The following is a 24,734-nucleotide window of genomic DNA, read 5'->3' on the forward strand; positions in this document are numbered from 1 at the left end:
GGGAGGATGGCCGTCCCGGGCGGATTGGGGGCAAGTAACTAGGCACTTTCAAGTAATCCGCAATTTCGCGACGTCCATCATTTCTGCGACGTGGCGCCCGTTTCTTGTTGCGGCCGTCAGCCGACATTATTTGCGATTTTCCGTCGCCCCGGTGAGAGTGCCTCCGGCGCGCAAAGCCACGGTGTCCACTGCGAGGGTTGCCGTCATCCGCCGCAGGGGTGGCGGGCCGGGCAGGGCCGCGGACGGTCCGCAAAAAATCTATGGAGCATCGCAAAAGCATGCTTGAGTACCGCAGGAACCTGCCATAGCATGATCGCGGCTCAGCTTGTTTCGCACCGGTCAACCAGTGACGGATGCGGTCACGACGGCCCGGCACACCATCCCGGGCATCCCCTGACCCGCAACCCATCCCGAGAGAAACGAGTCATCCATGGCACGGAGCATCATCGCAGTTGCGGCGGGGTGGTCCTGGCGGCGATCGCGCTGGGTCGCGCTGGCGGCCGCCACGTGCGCAGTCGTCACCGGTACCCCCGCTCTGGCCGCGGTCACCGCCGGGCCGGCGCCGGTCGTGACCCGCGCCGCCCTTGACCCGTCGCTGATCGCCGGCCGCGGCGCCAGCGTGGGCTTCGTCGAGCAGGAGGCGGAGAACGCCGCGACCAACGGCACGGTCATCCGGCCGGACCGGTCCGCGTACACGCTGCCGGCGGAGGCGTCCGGCCGCCGGGCGGTGAGGCTGACCGCGGGCCAGTACGTCGAGTTCACCCTCCCCGGCGCGGCCAACGCGATCACGGTGCGGTACAGCATCCCGGACGCGCCGGGCGGCGGCGGTATCACCGCGCCGCTGGACGTCTCCGTGAACCGCGGGCCGAAGCGGACGATGATCCTCACGTCGCAGTACGCCTGGCTCTACAACCAGTATCCGTTCACCAACGACCCGACCGCCGGGCTGCTGCACCCCGACTGGTGGATCACCGAGTGCTCCTGCGTACCGGCGGCCACGACCCCGTTCCCGTCCATTTCCAAGCCGTTCCGCCCGATGCACTTCTACGACGAGCAGCGGCTCCTGCTCGGCCGCACCTACCGGCCGGGTGACCGGGTGCGGCTCACGGTTCCGGCCGGCAGCGGCGCCGCGTGGACGGTCATCGACCTGCTCGACTCGGAGCTGGTCGGGCCGCCGCGCCGGCGGGCCGCCACCGCGAACGTGCTGGCGTTCGGCGCCGACCCGACCGGCCGGCGCGACTCCGCCGGGGCGATCGACAAGGCCATCGCCTTCGCCCGGCGCGCCCACCTGCCGGTCTACCTCCCGCCGGGCACCTACCAGGTGAACCGCCACATCGTCGTCGACGACATCACGATCGAGGGGGCGGGCAGCTGGTACACGATCATCAAGGGCAGGGAGGTGCCCCTCGACCCGCCGGCCCCCGACGGCTCCGTGCACACCGGTGTCGGCTTCTACGGCAGGGACGCCGCGGCGGGCGGTAGCCGCAATGTCCACCTCTCCGGCTTCGCGATCGAGGGCGACGTCCGCGAGCGGATCGACACCGACCAGGTGAACGGCATCGGTGGGGCGATGAGCCACTCGACCATCGACGGCCTCTATCTCCGCCACACCAAGGTCGGCATGTGGTTTGACGGGCCGATGACGAACCTGCGGATCACCGACAACGTCATCGTCGACCAGATCGCCGACGGGATCAATTTCCACACCGGTGTGACGAACTCCGTCGTGGCGAACAACGTCATTCGCAACACGGGCGACGACGCCCTCGCCATGTGGGCGGAGCAGACCACCAACGCCAACAACACGTTCGACCACAACACCGTGCAGATCCCGACGCTGGCCAACGGCATCGCGATCTACGGTGGCACGGACAACACGGTCTCGAACAATCTGGTCGCCGACCCGATCCGGGAGGGCAGCGGTATCCACGCCGGGTCCCGATTCGGCGCCGAGCCCTTCGCCGGCCACCTGTGGATCACGAACAACACGGTGGTCCGGGCCGGCACGTACGAGCTGAACTGGAACATCGGGCTGGGCGCGATCTGGCTCTACGCGCTCGACCGGAGCATCGACGCGGACATCCGGGTGACCGGTGACCACTACCTCGACAGCACGTACAACGCGATCATGCTGGTCAGCGAGTGGTCGGTGAAGGACCTGTACTCGATCACCGGGGTGAACTTCAAAGACGTCAGGATCGACGGTACGGGAACCTCGGTGGTGAGCGCCCGGGTGGCGGGCTCGGCGTCCTTCGAGAACGTCGACGCGCGCAACGTGGGCGCGGTCGGCGTCAACAACTGCGGCTCGTTCCACTTCACCCCGGCCGGCTCGGAGTTCTCGCTGACGGACCTCGGCGGCAACGACGGTGGCGGCACGACCGGGCCCTGGCTCGCGCCCTGGGAACTGCCGAACACCATCACCTGCGACGACCGTCCCCCGGTGGTTCCGCCACCGCCGCCGTCCGCGTGGTGATGCCCGGGCGCTATCGGGCGGACGGGTGCGGCCCGTGTGGCCGGACCGTCCGCCCGCACCCGGCTCGTCCGTGCAGCGGGACCGCCGAACCGGCGTACGGGGGCGGGTCCCGGACGACTAGGACTGCGCGGTCGCGGTGCGGCGCGCTCGGCGCTTCGCCGGCGGGGCCGACGGCGCGCTGGGCGCCGCTCCGGTGGACCCGCGTACGACGAGTTCGGGCTCGAACACCAGCTCGTCGGTCGGGACGGCGTTGCCGGCGATCTCGCTGACCAGCAGTTTCACTGCGGCCTGACCCATCGCGTCGATCGGTTGCCGGATGGTGGTCAGTGGCGGGTCGGTGCAGGCCATGAACGCGGAATCGTCGTAACCCACCACGGACACGTCCCCGGGGACGCTCATGCCGAGCCGTCGGACGGCCCGGACGGCACCCAGCGCGATGACGTCGGACGCGCAGATGAGGCCGGTGGCGCCGCGCTTGATCAGGCGGGTCGCGGCGGCGTGTCCACCTTCCATGGAGAAGATCGTCCGCTTGATGAGGCCACCGGCGGGGGAGTCGTCCACGTCGTCCCGGTCGTCGACCGCCCCGGTCAACCGCTGGAACGCGGCCAGCTTGCGCGACGAGGGCACGTGGTCACGCGGGCCGAGGATGAGCCCGATCCGCTCGTGGCCGAGGGTGGTCAGGTGGGCGTACGCCTGGTCGACGGCGTGGGCGTCGTCCGTCGCCACGGTGGGGAACTTGAGGTCGCTGATGCCGGCGTTGACCAACACGACCGGCAGCCGCCGGTCGAGCAGCCGCTGGTAGTGACCGTGGTCGGCGGCGGCTTGGGCGTAGTTGCCGCCTGCGAAGATCACCCCGGACACCTGCTGGTCGAGCAGCATGTCGACGTAGTCCGCTTCGGACAGGCCGTCCACGGTGCGGGTGCAGAGGACCGGGGTGAGTCCCCGTTTGGCCAGCGCCTCGCCCACGACCTCGGCGAACGCCGGGAAGATCGGGTTCTGCAGCTCGGGCAGCACGAGCCCGACCAGTCGGGCGCGTTCGCCGCGCAGCTTCGAGGGCCGCTCGTACCCGAGCACGTCGAGGGCCGTCAGCACCGAGGCCCTTGTGGCATCCGAGATGCCGGGCTTGCCATTTAGCACCCGGCTCACGGTCGCCTCGCTGACCCCGACGTACCTGGCCACTTCCGCCAACCTGCGTGTCACGAGCGCAATCATAGTGCATGCCAGTGCAACTACTTGCACGATCAAGTTGGCAGCGAAACCCGTCAATAAATAGCCGTCTGGCCCCATTGACCGTCGCGTAGCACCTCGGTAACCTTCCTGACACCGCAAGAATTTGCACCGATCCCTACGATTCTTGCCGGCGTTACGTCCGTTCCTACCGCCGCTCCTCTCGTTCTCCACGGGAGGAGGCACGACCGGTGCGGCTTCGGCAGCGCCGATCGGGCCGCCTCGCGCGGTACCGAAGTGAGCGACCCTGCCCTGCCTCTCGCGGCGCAGTCCCCGCTACGCCGCGAACGCGTCCCCCGCGGAAGATTGAGGTCGCACATGAGAACACTGCACCGGCTGCTCGTGGCAGTCGCCGTCACGGCCCTGACCGTGGCCTCCGCGCCGGCCCTGTCGGCTCAGGCGGCCGGCGGGCCCAACCTCGCCGCCGGCAAGGCCACCTCGGCCAGCAGCTCCGCCGACGTCTACTCCTCGCGCAACATCACCGACGGCAATCCGGCGACCTACTGGGAGAGTGCGAACAATGCCTTCCCGCAGTGGGTTCAGGTCGACCTCGGGTCGTCCACCAGCATCGACCAGGCCGTGTTGCGGCTGCCCAGCGGCTGGGGCAGCCGGACCCAGACCCTGGCAGTCCAGGGGAGCCTCGACGGCACCGGCTACGCGACAATCGTCACCTCCGCCACCTACACATTCAACCCGCCGTCGAGCAACACCGTCACCATCAACTTCCCGGCGACCAACACCCGCTTCGTCCGCCTCAACATCACCGCCAACACCGGCTGGCCGGCAGGACAGCTCTCCGAGCTCGAGGTGTACGGCACCGCCTCCTCGACCGGCAACCTCGCCCAGGGCAGGACCATGACGGAGAGCAGCCACTCCGACGTCTACACCGCGAGCCGCGCCAACGACGGCAACCCGGCCACCTACTGGGAGAGCGCCAACAGCGCGTTCCCACAGTGGATCCAGGTCGACCTCGCCGCCTCGGTCAGCGTCAACCGGCTGGTGCTCAAGCTGCCCACCTCGCGCTGGTCGGCGCGTACGCAGACGCTCAGCGTCCAGGGCAGCACCAACGGGTCGAGCTTCAGCGACATCGTGGGCTCCGCCGCGTACACCTTCGACCCGGCCGGCGGCAGCACGGTGACCATCAACGTTAACGCCACCACCACCCGGTACGTGCGGTTGAACTTCACCGCGAACACCGGCTGGCCGGCCGCGCAACTGGGCGAGCTGGAGGTCTACGGCCCGGGCACCGGCGACACCCAGGCCCCCACCGCGCCCACCAATCTCGCCTACACCGAGCCGGCCAGCGGGCAGATCCGGCTGACCTGGAACGCGTCGAGCGACAACGTCGGCGTGACCAACTACGACATCTACCGCAACGGTAATCTGCTCACCAGCGTGCCCGGGACGGCGCTGACCTACCCGGACAGCCAGCCGGACAGCGCCACGGTGAGCTACTACGTGCGGGCTCGGGACGCGGCCGGGAACCAGTCCGGCAACAGCAACACGGTGACCCGTACCGGCCACGGCGGGGACACCACCGCGCCGACGGCACCGACCAACCTCACCTACACGCAGCCCGGCTCCGGCCAGATCCGGCTCGCCTGGGGCGCCGCCACCGACAACGTCGGCGTGACCGGCTACGACATCTACGCCAACGGCACCCTGCGCGCCGGCGTCAACGGCTCGACCCTCTCGTACAGCGACAGCCAGCCCGACACGGCGACCGTCTCCTACTACGTCAAGGCGAAGGACGCCGCCGGCAACACCTCGGCCGCCAGCAACACGGTGACCCGCGTCGGGAGCGGCGGCGGTGGGGCCAATCTGGCGGTCGGAAAACCGATCACCGGTTCGGCCAACACCTACATCTACGTGCCGGCCAACGCCAACGACAACGACGTCACCACGTACTTCGAGGGCGCCGGCTTCCCGAGCACCCTCACGGTCAGCCTGGGCGCCAACGCCGACGTCACGTCCGTCGTGGTCAAGCTCAACCCCGACCCGGCCTGGGCGACCCGCACCCAGAACATCCAGGTCCTCGGGCGGGAGCAGAACACCGGCTCCTTCACGGCGCTCGCCGCCGCCCAGAACCACACCTTCAACCCGTCGTCGGGCAACACCGTGACGATCCCGGTGAGCGGGCGCGTCGCCGACGTGCGGCTGCAGATCGCCAGCAACACCGGCGCACCGGGCGGCCAGGTGGCCGAGTTCCAGGTGATCGGCACCCCGGCGCCCAACCCCGACCTGCAGGTGATCGGCCTCTCGTGGAGCCCGTCCGCGCCGGTGGAGACGGACACCGTGACCGTGTCGGCGACCGTGCAGAACACCGGCACCGCCGCGTCCGGCGCGACCGATGTCAACTTCTACCTCGGCACCGCGAAGGTGGGCACCGCCGCCGTCGCCGAGCTGGCCGCCGGCAACTCCACCACGGTGTCGACGGGCATCGGCACCCGCGACGCCGGCAGCTACCAGCTCACCGCCAAGGTCGACGAGGCCAACTCCGTCATCGAGCTCAACGACGCCAACAACAGCTTCACCAGCAGCACCAACCTTGTGGTCACCCCGGTGCAGAGCTCCGACCTGGTGGCGGCGTCGGTGACCTGGTCGCCGAGCACCCCCTCGGCCGGCAACGCGGTCAGCTTCTCCGTCGCCGTCAAGAACCAGGGCACCATGGCCTCCGGCTCCGGCTCACACGGCATCACGCTACGGGTCGTCGACGCGAACAACACCACGGTGGCGACCCTGAGCGGCGCCGCCAACGGGACGATCGCGGCCGGCGCGACGGCCACGCCGGTGTCGCTTGGCACCTGGACGGCCGTCAACGGCAGGTACACCGTGCAGGTGGTGATCGCCGTCGACCCGAACGAACTGCCCGTCAAGCAGGGCAACAACACCAGCAGCACCTCGCTGTTCGTCGGCCGCGGCGCCAACCTGCCGTACGACATGTACGAGGCCGAGGACGGCACGGTCGGGGGCGGCGCCCAGGTCGTCGGGCCGAACCGGACGATCGGCGACCTGGCCGGCGAGGCGTCCGGCCGGAAGGCGGTCACCCTGAACAGCACCGGCAGCTACGTGCAGTGGACCACCCGGGTGCCGACCAACACACTGGTGGTCCGGTTCTCCATCCCCGACGCGCCAGGTGGCGGCGGGATCAACACCACGCTGAACATCTACGTCAACGGCGCCTTCCACAAGGCGATCCCGCTCAGCTCCAAGTACATGTGGCTCTATGGCGCCGAAGCCTCCCCGGGCAACTCGCCGGGGGCAGGCAGCCCGCGCCACATCTACGACGAGGCCAACGTCCTGCTCGACAGCAGCGTCCCGAAGGGCAGCACCATCCGGTTGCAGAAGGACGCGGCCAACACCTCCCAGTACGCGATCGACTTCGTCAACCTGGAGCAGGTGTCGCCGATCGCCAACCCGGACCCGAGCCGGTACGTCGTCCCGGCCGGCTTCAGCCACCAGGACGTGCAGAACGCCCTCGACGCGGTACGCATGGACACCACCGGCACCAAGGTGGGCGTCTACCTGCCGCCGGGCACCTACGACACCGCGCAGAAGCTCCAGGTGTACGGCAAGCCGGTCCAGGTGGTCGGCGCCGGCGTCTGGTACACGAGATTCCAGACCCCGCCGGGCCAGGAGAACACCGACGCCGGCTTCGCGGTCCAGAGCACGGCCAACGGCTCGTCGTTCAAGCACCTGGCGTTCTTCGGCAACTACACCTCCCGCATCGACGGCCCCGGCAAGGTGTGGGGTGAGCTGATGAACGTCTCGAACCTGACCATCGACGACGTCTGGGTCGAGCACACCGTCTGCGCGTACTGGGGCGTGCACAACGACACCGTCACGATCAAGAATTCCCGCTTCCGCAACACCTTCGCCGACGCGGTGAACTTCACCAACGGCACCACCAACGTCCTGGTCAGCAACAACGAGGGCCGGGGCAACGGCGACGACGCATTCGCGCTGTTCTCCGCCACCGACCAGGGCGCCGGGGTCGGCAACAACAACAACATCTTCGAGAACCTGTCCGCCACGCTCACCTGGCGGGCGGCCGGCATCGCGGTCTACGGCGGCTCCAACAACACCTTCCGCAACCTCTACATCGCGGACATGCTGACGTACGCCGGCATCACCATCAGTTCGCTCGACTTCGGCTACCCGTTCGTCGGATTCGGCACCACACCGACCCGGATAGAAAACGCCTCGATCGTCCGGGCGGGCGGCCATTTCTGGGGCGCGCAGACCTTCCCCGGAATCTGGCTCTTCGCCGCCTCGAAGGAGTTCCGCGGCATCCGGATCAGCGACATCGACATCGTCGACCCGACCTACCACGGGATCATGTTCCAGACCAAGTACCCGGAGCAGACCCCGGTCACCGACACCGTCTTCACGAACATCACCATCTCCGGCGCCCAGCGCAGCGGAGACGCGTTCGACGCCACGTCCGGCTTCGGCATCTGGGCCAATGAGCTGCCGGAGTCGGGACAGGGACCGGCGGTCGGGTCGGCGACCTTCAACAACCTGACCTTCCGGAACAACTACCAGAACATCCGGAACACGACGTCCACCTTCACCATCACGGTCAACCCGTAGCAGCCAGCTCGACCGCGGTACCCGGCGGTGGCTCAGACCGTCGCCGGGTACCCCGCTGCTTGCGGGCAGCGGACAGCATGACGGCGCGGGTGCCGCCAGAGCCCTGGCGGCACCCGCGTGGTAGGGCAGTTCAGCGCGTCGACACCCAGGCGGCGGTGTCCGGCGGCAGCAGCGCTCCGTCCAGCGGGCCGCTGCTGAGCAGCACCGCGCCGGCCACAGGGAGTTCGATGGCCCGGTCCGACAGGTTCACCACGCAGACGAAGCGACCCTGCGGGCCCCGGCTGAAGGCGAGGACGGACTCGGGCGCCGGCAACCAGGCGAACGGGCCGTCCCCGAGCGTCGGCTCGCCGCGCCGGCAGGCCAGCGCCCGGCGATACAGCTCCAGCATCGAGTCGGGATCACCGGTCTGCGCCTCGACCGTCCGGTCCCGCCATGCCCGCGGCTGCGGCAGCCAGGGCTCCCGCGAGGCGTCGGCCGGGCTGAAGTCGAACGGTGGCACCTGGCCCGACCAGGGCATCGGCACCCGGCACCCGTCGCGGCCGAGATTCTCGCCCTGCGTGCGGTGGAACATCGGATCCTGCCGCAGCACCTCGGGGATGTCCTCCACCTCATCCAGCCCGAGTTCCTCGCCCTGGTAAAGATAGGCCGAGCCGGGCAGGGCGAGGGTGAGCAGGATGGCGGCGCGGGCGCGGCGCAGGCCCAGCGACTGGTCGGTGGGCGCGCCGAGCTGCCGGTATTCGAGGTTGAACGACGTGTCGGCACGACCGTAGCGGGTCACGTGCCGCGGCACGTCGTGGTTGGACAGCACCCACGTCGGCGGCGCGTCGACCGGCGCATGCACCGCCATCGTCTCGTCGATGACCCGGCGCAGCGCGTCCGGTTCCCACGCACAGCCGAGGAAGGCGAAGTTGAAGGCCGTGTGCAGCTCGTCGGGGCGCAGGTAGGCGGCGAACCGTTCCGCGTCCGGCAGCCATACCTCGCCGATCAGCGCGCGCGGCTCAGGGTAACTGTCCGCGATCGCTCGCCACGACCGGTACACCGCGTGCACCTCGTCCCGGTCGGTGTAGGGGTGGGGGAACGGCGGATCGGCCGGATCGAAATCGGTCAGCGCCGGATCCTTCATCAGCAGCGCGGCGGAGTCGATGCGTACGCCGTCGGCGCCCCGGTCGAACCAGAACCGCAGGACGTCCTCGAACTCCTCACGGACCTTCGGGTTCTCCCAGTTGAGGTCGGGCTGCTCGGCGGCGAACAGGTGCAGGTACCACTCGCCCGGGGAGCCGTCCGGGTTGCTGGTCCTGGTCCACGCCGGGCCACCGAAGATGGACTGCCAGTCGTTCGGCGGCAGTTCGCCGTTGGCGCCCCGGCCGGGGCGGAAGCAGAAGAGGTCGCGGGCGGCGGATCCCGGGCCGGTGCGCAGCGCCTCGACGAACCACGGATGCGCGTCCGAGCAGTGGTTGGGCACCACGTCGACGATGATTCGGATGCCCCGCTCGTGCGCCTCGCGGATCAGCTCCTCGGCCTCGGCCAGGGTGCCGAAGACCGGGTCGATGGCCCGGTAGTCGGCCACGTCGTAGCCGGCGTCCGCCTGCGGTGATGCGTACCAGGGGTTGAACCACACGGCGTCGACCCCGAGCGCCTCGAGGTGGTCCAGGTGCGCGCGTACGCCGCCGAGGTCGCCTATGCCGTCGCCGTTGCTGTCGGCGAAGCTGCGTGGGTAGATCTGGTAGATGACGGCAGAACGCCACCATTCGGTGGGAAGTGTGCGTGCCCTGGTGGCCTGAAGGGCCTGGATTTCCGCCACGGACTACCTGCTTTCTCGTGCGTACGGTGCTGCCGGCTGCCGCCGCGCCTGGCGGAGGTGGCCGCGCATCACGTCGAGGGGACGCGGACCTCGGTCAGCCCTTGAGGCTGCCGCTGGTCAGGCCGGACATGATGTTCTTCTGGAAGATCAGGAAGAACACGATCGTGGGGACGGCGGCGATGACCGCGGCGGCGACCACCACGTTCATCGGGGTGCCCGCGGAGAACGCGTAGATGCCGACGCTCACCGTCCGGGTTTCGGGTGAGGGCATGACCAGTTTCGGCCACAGGAAGTCCTTCCAGACCGCGGTCACCGCGAAGATGGAGACCACGCCCAGGATCGGACGGGAGATCGGCAGGACGATCGACCACAGCGTCCGCAGTGGCCCCGCGCCGTCGATGGTGGCCGCCGCCATCAGGTCCTCGGGGATGGCGTCGAAGAAACGCTTCAGCAGGAAGATGTTGAAGGCGTTCGCCACTGCCGGCAGCCAGATCGCGAAGGGCGAGTCGAGCAGGTTGAGGTGCAGGATCGGTAGGTCGATCACGGTCACGTACTGCGGGACGATGAGCACCATCGCCGGGATCATCAGCGTGGCCAGCATCAGGCCGAGGATCAGGTTGCCGAGCACCGGGCGCAGCTTCGACAGGGCGTACGCCGCCGCGGTGTCGAGCACGAGTTGGAACAGCAGCGCCCCGGTGGCGTAGTAGAAGGTGTTGAACAGCAGCTTGGCGAGGTTCAGGTTGGTCCACGCGTCGGCGTAGTTCTGTGGCCGGGGATCGTTCGGGACCAGCGTCGGGGGAGTCTGGGCGATCTCCTGGCCCGACTTCAGCGCGCCCGTCACCATCCAGTAGAGCGGCCCGAGGAAGACGAGCGTGAAGCCGGCGACGACGGCGAACAGCAAGATCCAGTAGACGACCTTGCTGCGGCCCCGCCGCAGCTGGGCGGGGGAGATGAGGGTACGGCCCCCGGAGTCCTGTGCCATGGTCACCCCGTCCTAGTCCTGTCGTGCGGCCAGCCGTGCGTAGACGGCGGAGAAGCCGCCCAACGCCACGAGCATGATCACGCCGAGCGCCGCGGCGCCGTTGAGGTCGTTCTGGAAGAACCCGTGCTGGTAGATGAGGTACGCCACCGAGGTCGCGGCGTCCTGCGTGCCGGCGCCGTTGGCGAGGATCAGTGGCTCGATGAACAGCTGCATCGTGGCGACGATCTGCAGCATCGCCATCAGGGTGAGGATCAGCCGGGTCTGGGGGATGGTCACGTTGACGATCCGCCGCCAGATTCCGGCCCCGTCGAGCTCTGCCGCCTCGTACAGCTCACCGGGGATGTTCTGCAGTGCCGCCAGGTAGATCAGCACGGCGCCGCCCATGTTCATCCAGGTCGACGCGATCACCATCGCCGGCATGGTCATCGTCGAGGACTGCATCCACTCCGAGGTCGGCAGGTGCAGCGCCCTGAAGATGGCGTTGAACAGGCCGGCGTCGCTCGGGTCGTACACGTAGAACTTGAACAGGAACAGCGCCGACGCGGGTGGCAGCATCACCGGCAGGTAGACCAGAACCCGCAGGTACCCCTTGGCGTGGCGGAACTCGTTGAGCACGATCGCCACGGCGAACGGCACCACGTACCCGAGGACGAGCGCGAGCAGGGTGAAGTAGACAGTGTTCTTCCACGCCGTCCAGAAGCTGGGGTCGTTGACGATGCGGACGTAGTTGTCCCAGCCCACCCAGGTGGTCTCGCCTCGCCGGGTCCGCTGGAAGCTCATGACGACACCGCGGATCATCGGGTACCAGGCGAAGAGGGCGAAGCAGAGCATCGCCCCGATCAGGAACGCGTGTCCGGTGACGTTGTCCCGCACCCTCCGACCGAGGCGGGCCCGCGATCGTCGATCGGGAAGCGACTGCCGGCTACCGGGCTGGCGTCCGGTACCGGGAGCGGTGGTGAGAGCCATGCGGCAAGCTCCTGCACGTCGGGGCGATTGGCTGCGGCCGACGGGCGGGGCCGGAATCCGGCCCCGCCCGTGCCCTCATCCGTTGCTGGCCAGGAGCTGGTTGACCTTGGACTCGGCCGTCTTGAGCAGCGCGTCGACGTTGGCGTTCGGGTTCGTCAGCACCCCGGACATCGCGGCGTCGAGCACCGCGTAGATCGCCTGCGCGTTGCGCGGCTCGCCCTTGATCGGCGCCGGGCTCGCCTCGAAGGCCGTGAAGTTCTCCACCGGGACGTTCGCATTCGCCTTGCGGAGCTCCAGTTCCTGCTTCTGCGCGTCGCTGCCGACGGCGAACATTGTCGGTTGGGGAAGACCGACCGGCTGGTTCTGCGGCTTGGCCCGTGCGTAGTCGAACTGGCCCTTGCCCGGCGTCAGCTTCTCGTACGCCAGCCACTTCAGGCCGGCCTCGACCTGCTCCTTGGTCAGGCCCTTCTTGAAGAAGTAGCCCTCGCCGCCGCCGAGGGTCCCCTTCGCCGGGGCGTCCTGGCCGGGCATCGGGGCCATCGCCCAGTCCTGGTACTTGCCCTGGAACTGGGTCACGATCGCGGTGGTCGCGTCCGGTGCGCCGACGAACATGCCGACCTTGCCCGCGCCGGCCAGGGTGAGCAGGTCTCCCCAGCCGAGCAGCTGCCGCTGGCCCATGCTGTTGTCGCCGTACCGCATGTCCTTGAGGTTCTGCAGGACCTGCTTGCCCATCGCGTTGTTGAAGTCGGCCTTCTTGCCGTCGGCCGTCACCATCTGGCCGCCCTGCGCGTACAGCTCGGCGGTGAAGTGCCAGCCGCCGGTGTTGCCGGCGCTGTAGTCGGCGTACCCGGCGATGCCGTTGCCGAGGGCGGAGATCTTCTTGGCGGCCGCCCGGACGTCGGCCCAGGTCTTCGGCGGGTTGTTCACGTCGAGCCCGGCCTGCTGGAACAGGGCCTTGTTGTAGAGCAGCCCCATCGAGTAGTTCTTCGTCGGGATGGCGTAGAGCTTGCCGTTGTCGGTGAAGACGTCCTTGAGCGCCGGGTCGATGCTGTCCCAGGTCGGGATCGTGTTCTTGTTGGCGTACTCGGTGACGTCCATCGCCTGGCCGGAGTCGAGCACCTGCTGCAGGTCGGTCATGTACCCGTAGAACAGGTCCGTCACGGTGCCGCCGGCGAGGCGGGCGGTGAAGTCCGGCGGGTTGTTGCACTGCTCGCCGACGCTCACGCTCTTGATGGTGATGGTCGGGTTCTGCCGTTGGAACTCGGCTACGTCGTCGTTCCAGTTCTTCACCAGGTCCTTCTGCGAGCCGACCGGCATGCAGTCGACCGTGATGGTGACCTTGCCCTTGGCGTCGGTCGACCCGTCGTCGCTCTTGGTGGAGCAGGCCGCGAGGCTGAGCCCCAGGCTGGCCGCGAGGGCTACCACCGCGGCCCTTCGGTAGTGCGGTAGCGACATCTGTCCATCCCTTCGGGAACGGGCGTTCGTAGTGGTGGGTCCCGCGATGGCCGTCACCGCGGCGGTGTGGTGCTGCTTCCCGAGTCACCCCAGGACGAGGTCGACCCCGGTGGCGTGGAGGCGTGGCGTGAGTCGTCACTGTAGCGACGGCGACTGATGCCCGCAAGGTTTCGACTGATCCATGCAAAGAACCGATGCAACTATGTAACCGAGGCGGGCTGGGGGCCGACCCGGACGGCTCCGCGCTCCGTTCGACGGCCTTGTCCGACGGGAGTCGCCCAGTGTCGGACGGCATGGTGCGGTGGTGGTGCAGAGCCGGCGTCCCCGGGGGCGGCGCGACGCGTACGGGCCGCATTTCAGCGGCGGCGTGCGGGAGCCGACGGTCGCCAGCCGCCTTTGAATGAGTGGCCGTCGAACCCGTGGAGGTGGCGCAGCGCTCCAGGATGCCGTGCCGCAGGATCAGCGGAGACCATGGTTCGCTGATGACGTCGAGCCCGCGGGCGATAGAGCAGGCCGTGCCCCCGAACCGCGTGCGCACCTTTGCCGCGACGGCAGCGGGTCACAAGCAGCATCTCGGGGGTACGCGCGGGCTGCGCGTACCCCCGAAGGTGCTCTCAGAGCGGACGGACCGCGACCACGGTGTACGGCGTGGTGGGGGTCGGCGGCGTGGTGAAGCGCGCGTTGGGCAGGTAGAGGCGGCCGAGGGCGCTTGCCACCGTCGTCGGGACGTCGAAGTTCGGGTCGGTGATGGTCCCGGTCATCGCGCCGGCGGTCCCGGAGAGGTTCAGCTCGACCGCGGAGATCTGGTTGAGCCGGTTCTGGACGATGTAGAGCGTGCGACCGACGAGCAGCAGCCCGTCCCCGTTGGCGAAGGTGTGGCCGGGCACATCGACCGTGGTGGTGACGCTGGTCGCCGGGTCGACACGGAAGAGGACGCCGGTGTTGGACTGAACGACGATCAGTGCCTGCCCGTCGGGCGTCCGCGCGATGCCGTTGAGGTTGATCCCGGTGCCGACCTGCTGGTAGGCGCCGGTGAGGGGGATCGCCGTGAAACCGTCGGTCAGCGGCAGTGCGCCGTCGCGGCCGAGTGGCAGGCGGTAGAGGACCGGCTTGTTGGAGTCGGTGAAGTAGGCCGCCTCTCTGGTGAGGACGACGTCGTTGACGAACGTCGGGGCGGTGGCGAACTGGTAACGCGCCAGGACGGCCCCGGTGCGGGTGTCGATCACCCGGGCATCGCCGGCCGTGCCGCCAGAGACGAAGAGGCGGCCGCACCGGTCGACCTTGAGCCCGACCGAGGGGGTGCCGGTGGCGGGGCTGATCTGCTTGCCTTCGCCGGAGATCAGGTCGGCGCGGTAGATGGCGCCGGTGGCGCGGGATCCGAAGTAGGCGTACGTGCCGGCCGTGGCGATGCCTTCGGGCTGGAATCCGTCCGGCAACGAGATGACGTTCGGCTTAGCCTGCCTGCCGTGCGCCTGCGACGGAGCCTGCGGAACGGTGGCGAGGAGGGCGGCAGCCAGGGCGACACCGAGGGCGCTCCTGATACGTCTGCGCACTGTGCTCCTTCCGGCTGGCAGGCCGGTTGCCGGTGGGCAAATCGCCGGAACCGGGTGCCTGCCAAGATCAGCGGGGCCAGGACTTTCCCCACTGTACTTTCCGCACCGCACGTTTCTAGGGCTGGCGGCGGGCGAAGAGGAGGGCCCCCGGCACGTCCTGGTCCGGATCGATCAGCAGTTGGGCCTCGACCGTGAATCCCGCGTCGCGCAGCCAGGCGGCCACCTGATCGGGTTGGCGGCGGTGAACGTGGACGTTCATCGGGTGGCCACCGTAGCCCTGCGTCTTCAGCCGCGAGCCGTCTCCAACGTGGAAGCCGAGCAGCAGTGGTCCGCCGGGACGCAACGCCCGCCGGAAGTGGCCGAGGGCCACGGGGACCGCGTCGTCGGGAACGTGGATCAGCGACCAGCAGGCGAGCAGACCGGCGACGGAGGTGTCGGCGAGGCGTAGGTCCGTCATCGAGCCGACCTCGAACCGCAGGCCGGGGTGGTCACGCCGGGCCACGTCGACCATTCCGGGTGAGAGGTCGATGCCGAAGGCGTCGATGCCCAACGTGTGCAGGTAGGCGGTGACGTGTCCGGGTCCGCAGCCCACGTCAACGACCGGTCCGCCACCGGCGGTGTGGATCAGGTCGGCGAACACCGCCAAGCTCCCGCGTAGGTAGGGCGCGCGGGTGAGAGCGTCGCGTAATTGGTCGGCATAGCTGACCGCGACGGTGTCGTAGGAGGTCCGGGTGTCCGCCAACCAACCTTGATCGCTCACCCGGACAGGGTAATGGCCCGGAACGTCACTTAGTAGTTGACCTAAGTGAGGGTCGCCGGCATACTTAGGTGCATGCCTAAGCATGGGGGTGGCGTGGCCGTGGCGCCGCTGGACGAGGTCTTTCACGCCTTGTCGGACCCCACCCGCCGCCGGGTCATCGAGCGGCTCGGCCAGGGGCCCGCGACAACCAGCGACCTGGCTCGGCCGTTCGACATGGCGCTGCCGTCGTTCACTCAACACCTGAGCGTTCTCGAACGCTCCGGCCTGGTGCGGTCGGAGAAGAAGGGCCGGGTGCGGACCTACTGGCTCGCGCCCCAGCCGCTCGACCGCGTCGACGCCTGGCTCGCCGCGCAGCGCGCGCTGTGGAACCAACGTCTCGATCAACTTGATTCGCTTCTATACGACCTGAAGGAGTAGCAGTCATGACCGTTCACCTCACCAACCCGGAGCTCGACCTCGTGCTGGAGCGCACCGTCGACGTCGCGCCCCAGCTGGTCTGGAAAGCGTGGACGACGCCCGAACTGATCGTGCGGTGGTTCGCCCCGAGGCCCTGGACGACGACAACCTGCGAGCTCGACCTGCAGCCCGGAGGCAGGTTCAACACCGTCATGCGCTCGCCGGAGGGCGACGAGTATCCGAACACCGGCTGTGTCCTGGTGGTCGAGGAGGGGTCGAGGTTGGTCTTCACCTCGGGTCTCGGCCCCGGGTTCCGCCCACAGCTCGTCGAGGGGTTCGCGTTCACCGCCGTGATCAGCATCGAGCCCGACGGTGACGGCACGAAGTACACGGCCACCGCGATGCACGCCGACGCCTCGTCGAGGAAGTCGCACGCGGACATGGGCTTCCACGAGGGCTGGGGCGCGGCCCTGGACCAGCTGGTCGAGGTCGCGAAGTCCCGTTGAGACCCGACGCGGCGGTGAGTGGGCCGCGCCGGCACGAGATGGCACCGGTATGCAGGGCGGCGGCCCGGCGCGGGATCTTCCGCGCCGGACCGCGCTCTGTCAGGCAGCGGTGCAGGTGGCGGTGCCGGAGGGTCCGATGCCGACACCCTGGAAGCCGAACTCGGTGCTGGCTCCGGCGCCGAGCTGGCCGTTGTAGCTGAGGTTGCGGAAGGCCACGGCACCGGACGTGCCGCTGGGCTGGGCGTTCCACGTGTTGGTGATCGTCGTGGCGCCCGGCGGGGTGAGCCCGACCGTCCACCCGTTGAGCGGGGTCGCACCGGCCGTGACGCGGACGTAGGTGACCGAAGCCGCCCTGCCACTGGCTGAGGGTCAGGGTCGCGGTGCAGCCGCTGCCCGAGGGCGGCGGGCTGGTCGGCGGGGTCGTGGTCGGGGGAGTCGTGGTCGGTGGCGGGGTGGAGCCGCCGTTCAGGGCGTTGAGGACCGCGGTGTACGCGGCTTCTTGTTGCCGCTGCCGTCGAAAAGCAGCGGGGTGCCGCTGGCCCGCCACGAGTCGGTGTCCCGGATGCCCCAGACGGTGATGCCGGTGCAGCGGGACACGGCCAGGCAGGCCCGGACGACCCGACCGTAGTTGTCGGCCTGGGTGGTGCCAGAGCCTTCGATGTCCAGTTCGGTGATCTGCACGTCGACGCCGAGGTTGGCGAACCGCTGCAGGTTGGCCTGGTAGTCACCGGGTACCGGGGAGGCGGTGTTGAAATGGGACTGGAAGCCGACGCAGTCGATCGGCACGCCACGGGCCTTGAAGTCCTGCACCACCGCGTAGACGGCGTTGGACTTCGCGTTCTGCCCGTCGGTGTTGTAGTCGTTGTAACAGAGCCTGGCGCCGGGGTCGGCGGCTCGGGCGGTGCGGAAAGCGACCTCGATCCAGTCGTTGCCCGTGCGCTGCAGGTTCGAGTCCCGGCGGCCGCCGCTGCCGCCGTCGGCGAAGGCCTCGTTGACCACGTCCCAGGCGTAGATCTTGCCACGGTAGTGGGTGACGACCTGGGTGATGTGGTTGACCATCGCCTGGCGCAGGGCGCTGCCGCTAATGTTCTGCGCCCAGCCGGGCTGCTGCGAGTGCCACGTCAGCGCGTGGCCGCGTACCCGCATGCCGTTGGTCTGGGCGTGGCTGACGATGCGGTCGGCGTTGGTGTAGGTGAACTGGCCCTGGGACGGTTCGGTGGCGTCCCACTTCATCTCGTTCTCGGGGGTGACCATGTTGAACTCGCGGTTCAGGATGCCGACGTACGTGGCGTCCGACAGCTTGTTCGCCGCCACCGCGGCGCCGAAGTAGCGGCCCTGCTCGGCCGCCGAGGTCCCCAGGGTCGTGCCGGCGCTGGCCGTGGAGGTCACCGCCACCGTGGCGGCGAACACCGCGACACCAGCCGCCGCCAACGCCAGGGCGGTATGCGGGCGTGACCGGGCCGTTGAGCTCCCGCTGTCGCGGCGAGCACCTTGTCCATCAGAAAGCGTCCCTGATCAGCTTTGCGATCCTGAGCCGGATGGGGTTTCCGGGATCGTTTCCCATCGTGGTGGGGTCGCGTGGGCGTGGAGGTGGAATCCCGCGCCCAGTGCGGCTCCGCATGGCCGGTGGCCGGTGGTGGTGGGTGTGCTGATCGTGTTCACGCCCTGGTGCCGGTGGGCTGCGCGGGGCAGCCTCAGCCGGTCCGTTGGTGCGTGTCCCTCCGGACGCTTGCCCGCCAGGCTGTGGGGCCGGGTGGGGGAGGGTGCCCTGCGTCGCCTGGGCGCGGAGCGTGGCGGCTTGTGCCGGGTAGGGCCGGACTTCGACCGGTCCCACCGACTGGTCTTGGAGGCGCTTGGGGTGACAACGGCTGCAGCTTCGAGCTCGTCGACGACCGAGCGGATCACCATGGCGCCGCTGGTCTTGTCGATGACGGTCTTGCCCTGATGGGTCAGGCCACGGGCGGCGATACGCCGCCAGGCGCCGTGGTCACGGTCGCCCTGCCAACCGCACCCGGTGTTGGGGCAGATGGCCCACTTCCATCCCGGTGTGGTGGGCCGGTCGGGGGCTTTACGGTGCTGCAGCGGGGTCAAACATTGCGGGCAGTGTTTGGAGGTGTTGCGGGCGGGGGCGGTGACCACGGCGATACCGTGCTCGGCGGCGAGGTGCCGCATCCGGTCGCTGATCTTTCCGCGGACCTGCTGGGACAGGCGGGTATTCAGGGTGTGGCCCATGCCCTTGGCTTCCATCGACCGCAGGTCTTCCAGGTAGATGACGGACGCTCGGGTGGCGATCGCCTGGTCGACGGCCCAGCGGGCGGCAGCCCACGCGAGCGCGTCGTTCAAGTTTTGGCGGCGGGCGGACACGTGGCGGATCTCGCCGGCCAGCACCTCGTGTTTCGCTCCCAGATGCTCGTCCGGGCGGCCGCCGAGCAGCCGCGCGTACTGGTCGGCCTTCGCGTGCAGCCGCTCACTGTGGCGGCGCAGGCGGTGCTGCTTGGCCAGGACCCCGGCGGCCCGGAACTGTCCACCAGCCCCCAACGCCGTGATCCGCCCGTCCGCCTGTAGTCGTAGGGCTCCGGCGCTGAGGAGGGTGTTGAGGCCCCAGTCCACGCCAACCGCCACCGAGTGACCGGTAGTCCGGGCTTTCGGCACGACGTGCGTGTATGCCATGTCGGCACGCACCGTCCCGTCGGCGAGGCGGAGGGTGGGCAGGTGCAGCACCGCCTCGGCGGGAACCGTGGACGGCAGCCTGATCGGGCACGCCACCCACGTCCAGTCCCGATACGTCTGCGGATCCGGACGGGTGGGCAGTTGCAGCCGCAGCAGCGCCTTCGCCGGGTCGGTGTCGCTGCGCTCGATGGTGGCCTGCTGCCGGTCACACGCGGCCAACAGCAACATCCGCCCGATCCTCGGGACGCCTTCGAGTTCGAACACATCCACCGGCAGCCGACCGTTGACCTTGCCGAACGTGACGACCTGCCGGGTCCGGCCCTTGATGACGTTGGATGGCAGATGCTGCCCGCCCGGGATCGCCTTGCGGACCTGGTCCCACTCGGCGGGGGTGCGCTTGCGCGGATCGGCCGGCCACGTCGACAGGATCCCGGCGGTCACCTCGGCACGCCACGCCGCCGAACGAAGAACACGCCCCGCCTGCTCCTGCGCCATCCGCACGACCCGGTCATTAACCCGCACACCCGGAGGCGGGGCGACCGTCCAGCCAAGACGTCGCAACGCCATCCACGCGCGCGACGGCAACCTCCGCCCACCCGCATCCACCCCGCCGGCCAGCACCTCCACATCCACGCTGTTCCAATGCTCACCGACCAGGACGCCCGCCATGCCCGCCACCAGATCAGCACACCAACCAACCCGCTGCGCAAGCACCGCCGCAGACAGCACCTCACCGGTTGCCTCGTCCACACCGGTGCGCAGCACAGCGCGGGCGCACGCGGTCCGGGCCGTCTCACCCTCGACCAGCCGCAGCTTCCCGCTCACCGACTCAACGACCCAACACCGATCCACAAGAACCGGCCCTCACCGCCGACCCACGCCACCGGAACCCGCCCGAGCCAACCCAACGTGATGCGCCACAGGGTGAACACCGACACCCTTCCCGGCCTTGGAAAGCCGAAACGTTCCACACAGACCAATCTATGATCACCGATGCTCGATAAGCAAATCGGTGAGCCTTTCCAAAGCCGTGCGATGAGGAGGACTCTTCGACCACTGCCCGCCACGGTGGTCGGCTCGCTGCGCGGCCGCCCGGAGGCCGCGCCGGGATCGTCTCCCGCCCCACCATGAGTTGATCGAAGGATATCCATCAAAAAGTACCGGAACCTTTTCTGGTCCACAACGTGTCGTGGCATGCCGATCGATGCCTGGTGGCCGACGTACGGCGGGGAGGCCGTGCCGGCCCCGAGCGAAAACCGGCCGGACCGAACAAGCCCGTCCCGGTACGCTCCGGCCGTGTTCACCCCGATCCGCACCCGCCGGCTAACCCTTCGGCCGGTCACCCCGGACGACCTTGACGACGTGTACGCGTACCAGCGCCGGCCCGACGTGTGCCGGTGGCTGCTCGGCGGCGAGCCGCGTACCCGCGAGCAGTCGCGGGAGTCGGTGGCGGCGATGGCCCGCGAGGACGGGCTGCGTGTCGAGGGCGACGTCCTGACCCTGGCCGCCGCGGCGGAGGGGCGGGTGGCCGGCACTGTCGAGCTGGTCTGGCGGAGCCAGGCCGACCGGACCGCCGAGGTCGGGTACGTCTTCAATCCGGAGTTTTCCGGCCGGGGGCTGGCCACCGAGGCCGTGGCGGCGCTGCTGGACTGGGGCTTCGAGGAGTTCGGCCTGCACCGCGTCTACGGCCGGTGCCACGCCGGCAACGAGGCGTCGGCCCGGCTGATGACCCGGCTCGGGATGCGGTGCGAGGCGCGGCATGTCGAGAGCTACCTGTTCCGCGGCGAGTGGGCCGACCGGCTCGTGTTCGCGATGTTGGCCCGGGAATGGCGGTCGCGGTCGGCGGCGCTCCCCGGCTGACGTGGGGTCCGTGGTGGAACGCATACGCCGTTCACCAGCTGCCGCAACCACGTGTACCCGATCAGCGCGAGAGGGGGCTGTCGTGCAGGTGCGCGCGGTGGTCGCCGCGGGCCGATAGGGTCGCCTCGTGCCCGTCCACGAATTCGCCTACCTGACCACCGTCGGCCGGCGCAGCGGTCGGCCCCCACACGATCGAGATCTGGTACGCGGAGCACCAGGGCGTTCGGTATGTGCTGTCCGGCGACGGTGACGGCGCCGACTGGGTACGCAACCTGCGCCGGGAGCCGAGCGCCCGGTTGCGCCTCGGTGGTCCCCGCGAACTGCACGCAGATCTGCCCGGGACGGCCGCCGTGACGGCCCGGTTCGTGGCCGCCCCAGGCGAGGAGGCGCTGGCCCGGCGCCTGTTGGCCGCCAAGTATCAGGGCTGGCGGGAGGGCGAGCCGCTCTCCGACTGGGCCGCGACCTCGCTGTTCGTGGCGTTCGAGCCGCCCGGCTGAGGCGTCTCGCCCCCGGCCGTCCTGTCACGACGGCTTTGGGCGCTCGATGCGGGTGGGATTGCCGCGAACGAGTTCGTCGTGGACGCGCCATCGGCCGGTGGTGAGGGCGCGGCGTGCCTCCTCGTCGCTGTGCTCGATGCGTTGCCGCAGCAGTTGCATGGCGATGCGGCGGTTGAGGACGAACTGGCGCTCGGTGTCGACCACGACGACGACGCCCGAGGGCCGGTGAGTTGCCCGTACGGCCGTGCTGGCCTTGTTGCGGTGCTGGCCACCCGGGCCGCCGGTGCGGCAGGCGACGATGTCGACGTCCGCTTCGGTGAACGTCGTGGTCGGGGTGTCGACCTGGCAGGGCCGGGCGGTGACGTACCAGTTCTTCCGGCCGGTGCTCGTCCGGTAGGGGCTGGGTGCCGGCCAGCACAGGGTTCCGGTCCACGAGGCGGCGAACTCCTCGGCGCGGGCGCCGGCGATGCGCACCAGGACGGAGCGGTAGGTGTCGGGCCGGTCACCGGGCACGGTCTGGACCCGGCGGGTGGTCAGCGCGTGCCGGGTGGCGTCGGCCTCCAGACGGGACAGCAGCCGGGCCAGCGCCCAGGCGCACTCCTGCGGGCCGCGCCCGGCGGAGATGAGCAGGTGCACACTCATGGCTGGCCTCGCCTGCGGCGGTTGTCGCGGCGGTCCGGTCGTGGCGTGGCCCCGACGTCGGGCGTCTTGTAGGTGACCAGGGGGATCGTGGTCGCCACCGGTGTGGCCAGGTGGTGGTCGACCAGGTCGCTGATCACCTGCTCGATGCGTTTGTAGGCGCTGGGCGCCTCCTCGAACAGCAGTTGGCGGTCGCCGCACAGCACCAGCGACCCCACCGGCGTGCGGCGCAGTTCCTCGACGGTGTGTTTGGCGCGGCCCCGGCGCAGGGCGTCGGCGCGGGACATCTTGCGGCCCGCGCCGTGGGCCACGGAGTGGTTGGCGTCCGGGCCGGCGTGGGCGGCCACGAGGTAGGACGGGGTGCCGCGGGTGCCGGCGATGAGCACGTCGCGGCCGTCGCCCGGCGCCGCGCCTTTGCGGTGCAGGTAGACCCCGTCGCGGATTTCGACCAGGTTGTGGCACTGGTCGAGGATCGGTTCGCTGGGCTCGGTCCCCAGCGCGTGCGCGACCCGGGCCGCCAACAGCCGCCGGTTGAGCGAACCCCAGCGTACGGCCTGGTCGTGCAGGGCCAGGTAGGCGGCGGGGTCAGGGGCGGGGCCCGCGCCGTGGACCTCGGTGTGCGCCCGCAGAGTCCGTTCGCCGAGACCTCGGGAGCCGCTGTGGGCGACGAGTACGAGGTCGCCGGCGTCGAGCCCGAGACGGTTCGCGTGACCCGGGTCGAAGACGGTGCCGATGCGCGCCAGCTCGACGAAGTGGTTACCCCGGCCGACCGTGCCGAGTCCCTCGAGGTGGCCGGCGGGAACCTCGCCGTCCACGACGGCCCAGGCGGGGTCGTCGGCGCCCCGTTGCGGGTCCAGGGCGCGGTCGAGATCGGGGAACCGGGCGGCGAGCGTCTCGGGTGTGGGGCGCTTGAGCTTGATCGGGAACATGGCGATTCCGCAGCCGATGTCGGAGCCCACCAGGAACGGGTACAGCACGGTCGACGCCATCGCGGCGCCGATGGGGGCACCCTTGCCTGGGTGCAGGTCCGGCATGGCGGCGACGTGGATCATGCCGTCGAGGGTGGCCACCTGATGGCACTGGGCGACGGCGTCGGACTCGATCCAGCTGGTGGGGGAGGCGAACACGGTGATGGTGGCCGGAGTGGACGGCGGCACGGGCTCCCGCCGTGAGGGGTGCTGAGACAAAGACGCTCGCTTCTGACGGAAAGGTATGGGCGGACGGCCAGGACGGCACTGGTCGGTGCCGTGGAACCTGGGATCAGTGGGTGCGGTCCGTCAGAACGTCATGGCGCTCACCCTCCCGGAACCCGCCGGGGCGCGGCAAGTGACTTTTCGGCCGCGTGGCCCCCGTTCAGGCCCGCTGCTTGTCGGTGGGTTTCAATAGCCTGCGCCCGTGACCGACACCGATCTCGCGGCTCCGCCGCGGTTGCCGACGGGCGAGGAAGAGTCCCGCTTCTGGGCGCTCGTGGAGGAGGCGTGGGCCCGACTCGGCCCGGAGCCGGCGGTGCTGCGTCGCGCCCTGCTCGACCGGGACCCGGCGGACGACGAGGAGGGTGGGGACGGGCTGTACGCGATCGACAAGTGGCTCGACCCGTTCCTGGGCGAGCTGCGTGAGCTGTGCGTCGAGCTCTCGGGCCCGGAGTTGGTCGACCTCGACCGGGTCGTCGAGCGGAAGCTGTATGACATCGACCGCGCCGACATCCAGGAGGTGACGGACGGGTCCGACGACGGTTTCCTGTACGCCCGCGGGTTCATCGTGGCGATGGGCCGCCAGTTCTACGAGGCGGTCCAGGCGAATCCGACGATGGCTGTGCTCGACGCCGACTGCGAGGGACTCTGTTACCTCTTCGCCCACCTGTACGAGGAGCGCTTCGGCGTGTGGCCCGAGACCGGCTCGGGCATCTCACGGGAGTCCGTGTGTAACCCGACCGGGTGGCCGGAGGACTGATCACCGCGGGTGAACCGGTGCCCGGCCAGTGTGCTCGATTTCTCGGGCGCCGTCAGTGGCGGCCATGGGAGTTTGCGTCCACCAGGGAGTAACCGACACCGCGTGCGGACTCGACGGCGACGGTGGCGTTCGCGTCGCGGAGCTTGGCCCGCAAGCGTTTGACGGTGGACCGGACGGCTGCCGCGTCCTCCAGGTAGTCCGCGCCCCAGACCCGCTCGTACAACTGCTGATAGGTCCAGACGCGCAGGGGTGGGCTGGCCAGTGCGGCGAGCACGTCCCGTTCCAGGCGGGTCAGCGGGAGGACCTGGCCGGCCCAGCTGACCTGTTGCCGCTGCTGATCGACCACCAGGCGTCCCAGCGCCACTGCGCCGGTCGGGTCAAGCCCCTGGAAGTGGTGTAACGGCTG

18 protein-coding genes and 1 pseudogene are annotated in these 24,734 nt (G+C 69.5%); 7 read left to right on the top strand and 12 right to left on the bottom strand.

Features of this window, described 5'->3' with window-relative positions:
- The first annotated feature begins 430 nt into the window (after positions 1-430).
- Complete coding sequence (locus A6A27_RS33335) at positions 431-2,473, top strand: glycosyl hydrolase family 28-related protein (RefSeq protein ID WP_073838639.1); 2,043 nt, start codon at positions 431-433, stop codon at positions 2,471-2,473.
- Between the two features lie 117 nt (positions 2,474-2,590).
- Here the strand turns inward: A6A27_RS33335 and A6A27_RS33340 are convergent, their stop codons facing one another.
- Positions 2,591-3,673 carry a LacI family DNA-binding transcriptional regulator gene (locus A6A27_RS33340; RefSeq protein ID WP_073838653.1) on the bottom strand — a complete coding sequence of 361 codons (1,083 nt, stop codon included), beginning with the start codon at positions 3,671-3,673 and terminating at the stop codon, positions 2,591-2,593.
- 345 nt (positions 3,674-4,018) lie between these two features.
- Between A6A27_RS33340 and A6A27_RS33345 the strand changes: the two genes are divergently transcribed.
- Positions 4,019-8,293 (top strand): discoidin domain-containing protein, encoded by a 4,275-nt coding sequence (locus A6A27_RS33345; protein WP_073838640.1) that lies wholly within the window; start codon positions 4,019-4,021, stop codon positions 8,291-8,293.
- Positions 8,294-8,423: 130 nt separating this feature from the next.
- Here the strand turns inward: A6A27_RS33345 and A6A27_RS33350 are convergent, their stop codons facing one another.
- The 6 genes from A6A27_RS33350 to A6A27_RS33375 form a co-directional block, all read right to left on the bottom strand.
- Positions 8,424-10,085: a glycoside hydrolase family 13 protein gene (locus A6A27_RS33350; protein WP_073838654.1), complete on the bottom strand. Its 1,662-nt coding sequence runs from the start codon at positions 10,083-10,085 to the stop codon at positions 8,424-8,426.
- Between the two features lie 103 nt (positions 10,086-10,188).
- A complete protein-coding gene (locus A6A27_RS43670; RefSeq protein WP_073838655.1) occupies positions 10,189-11,076 on the bottom strand; it encodes a carbohydrate ABC transporter permease in 888 nt (295 codons plus the stop codon).
- Between the two features lie 12 nt (positions 11,077-11,088).
- Entirely contained in the window at positions 11,089-12,042 is a 954-nt protein-coding gene (locus A6A27_RS43675) for a carbohydrate ABC transporter permease (RefSeq protein WP_073838641.1), read from the bottom strand.
- 75 nt (positions 12,043-12,117) lie between these two features.
- Positions 12,118-13,497, bottom strand: a complete 1,380-nt coding sequence (locus A6A27_RS33365) for an ABC transporter substrate-binding protein (protein WP_073838642.1) — start codon at positions 13,495-13,497, stop codon at positions 12,118-12,120.
- A gap of 614 nt (positions 13,498-14,111) precedes the next feature.
- Positions 14,112-15,050, bottom strand: coding sequence for a superoxide dismutase (locus tag A6A27_RS33370; protein ID WP_073838643.1), 939 nt, complete (start codon positions 15,048-15,050; stop codon positions 14,112-14,114).
- Between the two features lie 115 nt (positions 15,051-15,165).
- Entirely contained in the window at positions 15,166-15,810 is a 645-nt protein-coding gene (locus tag A6A27_RS33375) for a class I SAM-dependent DNA methyltransferase (protein ID WP_073838644.1), read from the bottom strand.
- A gap of 72 nt (positions 15,811-15,882) precedes the next feature.
- Between A6A27_RS33375 and A6A27_RS33380 the strand changes: the two genes are divergently transcribed.
- Entirely contained in the window at positions 15,883-16,227 is a 345-nt protein-coding gene (locus tag A6A27_RS33380; protein ID WP_073838656.1) for an ArsR/SmtB family transcription factor, read from the top strand.
- A 5-nt stretch (positions 16,228-16,232) separates the two neighbouring features.
- On the top strand, positions 16,233-16,712 hold the full coding sequence (locus tag A6A27_RS33385; RefSeq protein WP_073838645.1) for an SRPBCC family protein: 480 nt from the start codon (positions 16,233-16,235) through the stop codon (positions 16,710-16,712).
- Between the two features lie 99 nt (positions 16,713-16,811).
- Here A6A27_RS33385 and A6A27_RS33390 read toward each other — a convergent pair.
- Both A6A27_RS33390 and A6A27_RS33395 read right to left on the bottom strand, forming a co-directional pair.
- Positions 16,812-18,149: pseudogene (locus A6A27_RS33390) on the bottom strand (endo-1,4-beta-xylanase).
- Between the two features lie 78 nt (positions 18,150-18,227).
- Positions 18,228-20,207 (bottom strand): zinc ribbon domain-containing protein, encoded by a 1,980-nt coding sequence (locus A6A27_RS33395; protein WP_073838646.1) that lies wholly within the window; start codon positions 20,205-20,207, stop codon positions 18,228-18,230.
- Between the two features lie 471 nt (positions 20,208-20,678).
- On the opposite strand from A6A27_RS33395, the gene A6A27_RS33400 reads away from it, so the two are divergent.
- Positions 20,679-21,242 carry a GNAT family N-acetyltransferase gene (locus tag A6A27_RS33400; protein WP_073838657.1) on the top strand — a complete coding sequence of 188 codons (564 nt, stop codon included), beginning with the start codon at positions 20,679-20,681 and terminating at the stop codon, positions 21,240-21,242.
- A gap of 230 nt (positions 21,243-21,472) precedes the next feature.
- On the top strand, positions 21,473-21,739 hold the full coding sequence (locus tag A6A27_RS33405) for a hypothetical protein (protein ID WP_073838647.1): 267 nt from the start codon (positions 21,473-21,475) through the stop codon (positions 21,737-21,739).
- Between the two features lie 24 nt (positions 21,740-21,763).
- Here the strand turns inward: A6A27_RS33405 and prfH are convergent, their stop codons facing one another.
- Together prfH and A6A27_RS33415 are read right to left on the bottom strand one after the other, a co-directional pair.
- On the bottom strand, positions 21,764-22,381 hold the full coding sequence (prfH, locus tag A6A27_RS33410; protein WP_073838648.1) for a peptide chain release factor H: 618 nt from the start codon (positions 22,379-22,381) through the stop codon (positions 21,764-21,766).
- Positions 22,378-23,565 carry an RNA ligase RtcB family protein gene (locus tag A6A27_RS33415; RefSeq protein ID WP_073838649.1) on the bottom strand — a complete coding sequence of 396 codons (1,188 nt, stop codon included), beginning with the start codon at positions 23,563-23,565 and terminating at the stop codon, positions 22,378-22,380. Before A6A27_RS33415 ends, prfH begins: the two co-directional genes overlap by 4 nt.
- Positions 23,566-23,773: 208 nt before the next feature.
- Here A6A27_RS33415 and A6A27_RS33420 point away from each other — a divergent pair, with 208 nt between their 5' ends.
- A complete protein-coding gene (locus A6A27_RS33420; protein WP_073838650.1) occupies positions 23,774-24,328 on the top strand; it encodes a DUF4240 domain-containing protein in 555 nt (184 codons plus the stop codon).
- A 52-nt stretch (positions 24,329-24,380) separates the two neighbouring features.
- Here A6A27_RS33420 and A6A27_RS33425 read toward each other — a convergent pair.
- Positions 24,381-24,734 (bottom strand): winged helix-turn-helix domain-containing protein (locus tag A6A27_RS33425; protein ID WP_143194295.1); only part of this gene is annotated, 354 nt, incomplete at its 5' end.

Origin of the sequence: Micromonospora sp. CB01531 (assembly GCF_001905095.1) — a bacterium.
Lineage (GTDB): Bacteria > Actinomycetota > Actinomycetes > Mycobacteriales > Micromonosporaceae > Micromonospora.